The sequence below is a fragment of the Nitrospira sp. BLG_2 genome, from assembly GCF_049222245.1.
Window position 1 is genome coordinate 1 of sequence record NZ_JBLYIG010000689.1, and the last position, 2,948, is coordinate 2,948.

The 2,948-nt window shown below is 51.3% G+C and carries 3 protein-coding genes; all 3 read right to left on the reverse strand.

Annotation, left to right across the window (positions count from 1 at the left end; all coding sequences use genetic code 11):
• Positions 1-523, reverse strand: a 523-nt coding sequence (locus ACOSYY_RS18230) for a glycosyltransferase (protein WP_421664271.1), incomplete at its 3' end; no start/stop codon positions are given.
• Positions 524-660: 137 nt separating this feature from the next.
• The gene (locus ACOSYY_RS18235) at positions 661-1,884 is read right to left on the reverse strand and encodes a DegT/DnrJ/EryC1/StrS family aminotransferase (protein WP_421664272.1); all 1,224 of its coding nucleotides are present in this window, start codon (positions 1,882-1,884) and stop codon (positions 661-663) included.
• Positions 1,868-2,948: hypothetical protein (locus ACOSYY_RS18240; RefSeq protein WP_421664273.1), on the reverse strand; the 1,081-nt coding region annotated here is incomplete at its 5' end. The genes ACOSYY_RS18240 and ACOSYY_RS18235, both read right to left, overlap by 17 nt.

A 2,948-nucleotide genomic window follows, 5' to 3' on the forward strand; every position in this document is an offset into this window, starting at 1 on the left:
GATAACAAGCTCCCTCCGCGTAACCTTCATAGTGTGCATGTCGATGTCTGGCGTTGCCGATCCCGACCGGATGCGCCATGGCCAAGGCGACTGCTCGGCCGAACGAGCTGAATCCCTTGTTCAGAATCGGGCCTCCCACGCAGGCCGCTTCGGGGTGTTCTTCAAGAAGCTCCACACACGCCCGAAGGTAATCTCGCGCGTACTTGGTATGCGCCCCGAGAATCGCCACGTACCGTCCGCGCGCCGCTTCGATCCCTTTGTTCATGGCCGAAGGTGTTGTTCGAGACAAATTGTCAATGAGCCGGATGCCCGCAGTGTCATCTGCCATTCTTGCCACGATATCGCGGGTTCCGTCCTCGGACATACCATCGACAACCAGAATCTCGAACTCCCCGCGTGGAGTATCTTGGTCAAGGATGGTCTCGAGAGTTTTCGCGATGTACTTCCGCTCATTTCGACAGGGGATGATGACGGATACCTGCGGCGAACTTGATCGACCTTCAATCGAGATGGTGGAGATCATTCCATCCTGCCCACGGCAGAAAGCAGTTTATCGCTGTGCGAAGTCTTCAGATGCCATGGAGCGCAAATCGCTCCAATTTCTATCGGCGGGAATTCCTGGCAAAGGACACTATCGAAATTTGGAATGGGACCATAATCTTATTGATCGAGTTGCTGAACGCGAGGCAGGCTCTGCAAATCACGATCGATGTAGCCACCTTCTGTCGATATTTCAGATAAGCATCGGATCAGACTGTCGCTAACATAGTCCACTTCCATATCGGTCAAAGATGCATCTAGAGGCAAATTGAGCACTTCGCCGCCAATCCTCCCGGCGTTCGCATACTGATCCTTCGAGAGATATGGCGGAAACTTAAATAAGGTTCCTGTATCCACACCCTGTCGTCGTAGAGCAGTCTGGATGGACGCGCGCAAATGCGCAGGTACGCGAATCGTATAGTGACTCATCGCATAGTGGGAGGTGCGAGGAAGCGCGAGACCGACTACCCCTCCGAGGTTACGCTGATAGCGATTCGCCAAATTGATTCTTTGGTCGTAGAATTCCACGCTGTGCTCCAGGTTGTAGATGGCTAGCTTTCGGTCAAGGTAGGTTGTGGGCATACGCCACTCTTCCGACGCGTTCTTATCGTTATGCCAATCAGAAGGAAAGGTCTCGGGACCAGAAGGGCGTTTTCTGAATATTGATGAATACCTGTAAATTCCTCTAGCGTGCGCTAGTGTTCTTAGGCCAATTTCAACACCTCTTCTAATCGACAACAAGACGTCAGCCTGCCGCAGATTGGCATCACGCCGGCTCTTTATCTCATCGGCAAACTCCTTCGCTCTGCTGAGCATTAGCCCGCCAAATCCTGAATACAGGCATTTCCCAATACCAAAGCTCATCACAATGCAGTCATTGTGCTTGACCCGCTCGCATAAATGTTTCGTCGGAAGAGTCATGGCAGTGTCAATAATCTTTAATTCAGGTGCAACAGCGAAACGGTATGACTCATAAGATTCTCCGTACATCTCGCAAAGAACAATGGCATAACGCTCGCCATTCTCTGCTGGGATAGACTTGGGATCCATCAAGAAACCATTTCTTTCTGTGTCGACAAGTTGGAATTGATAACCAGAACGAGCCATGGCTTCATGTACGACTTGACAGGTATAGACTGGACCTATGACCACCGTCTCTGGTCGAACTACAGACCTTAGGGCCCAGCAGATGCCTGCACGAGCAGATGGCAATAATGCCGCGTGAAGACCGAACAGCTCGCCATAAGCATTTTCGAGCGCTTCGACTGAAACGGTCTTGGACTGACAAAGCACCGCACGCAGGACAGCGCTGATCGCGAAAGGGGGCCTATGTCTTGGGATCATCTTGTTGGATCTCTTCAGTGCCCATACCGACTGACTCCTGACATGGCATTTTCGTGGATGGACACGGCTGCAAGGGTAAAGCAGTTGTCCTCTTCGCTGAAAGTAAGCAGGTCAAGACACCTATCGCCTTCAGAAGCCCCCGATTGCTAGGTTTCAGTCTAAGGGCATTGTTCATGCACCACAGCGTAGCCCGGTTCACCAATGGACCCAATAAAGGATGCGGAAGGAATACTCTATGAATCGCCCGTGCCTCGAAGCCTGCCTTAGTTTTGAACAGATGAAGTCCCTTTTCCGTATCATCAAATTGTATGGAACTCAGTCCCGCGCTTACTCCTCGGCATTTCTTCTGTGTCAGAAAGTAAGAAAGCTCCCAAAACAACAATGCGTCATTTGGCCTCAGGTGAAGAAACTCATTCGCCCCGAAGGGTCCTTCGTTGATAGCCCAATCCTGAACTAGCGTGATAAAGACAAATGCGGCCAGACTGTCGTGACTCCATGCACCGAGGATTACGTGGCCAGGGCGACGAGCCCTCTTACCAAAGCGCGAATTGAATTCTTTCTCGGTTCCATCGCTTAACCCCACTCGAGACCGTGAGTCACAAAACGGCTTCGCGCCGTGCCGGATACACTGGTCGGGCGAACTGAATTCACTCTTGAATTCCTTAAGTCCTCGCTTAACATTCTTGCGCATCGAATGAGGAAGCTTGTCGAATGCATATGAGCGATCCTCGCACACATACCACCAGGCATTGGCGGAATGATTCTCATCTGGTTTCACAATATAGCTTGCAACGGCTGCTGGTGCTTTGACGAGCGCTTCTCTCACTACCTCACGGGCAGGCGTAGATAAGTCCAGATCATTCACCCGAACCAGTCCAAAGCTTTCGTGTTTATTCCAGAAATCCCCATTTGCAGTTTGCACGACGCGCGCCCCGCACCTTGTCAACTCGGAGGCATATTCACTCCAGGATAAGGACTTTTCTTCCGTTGGCGATATCATATGCTGTTGCTCGATCACTTGAGAGACTCCACATCGGTAGTGAGTAACTGTTCGATCCATCGCT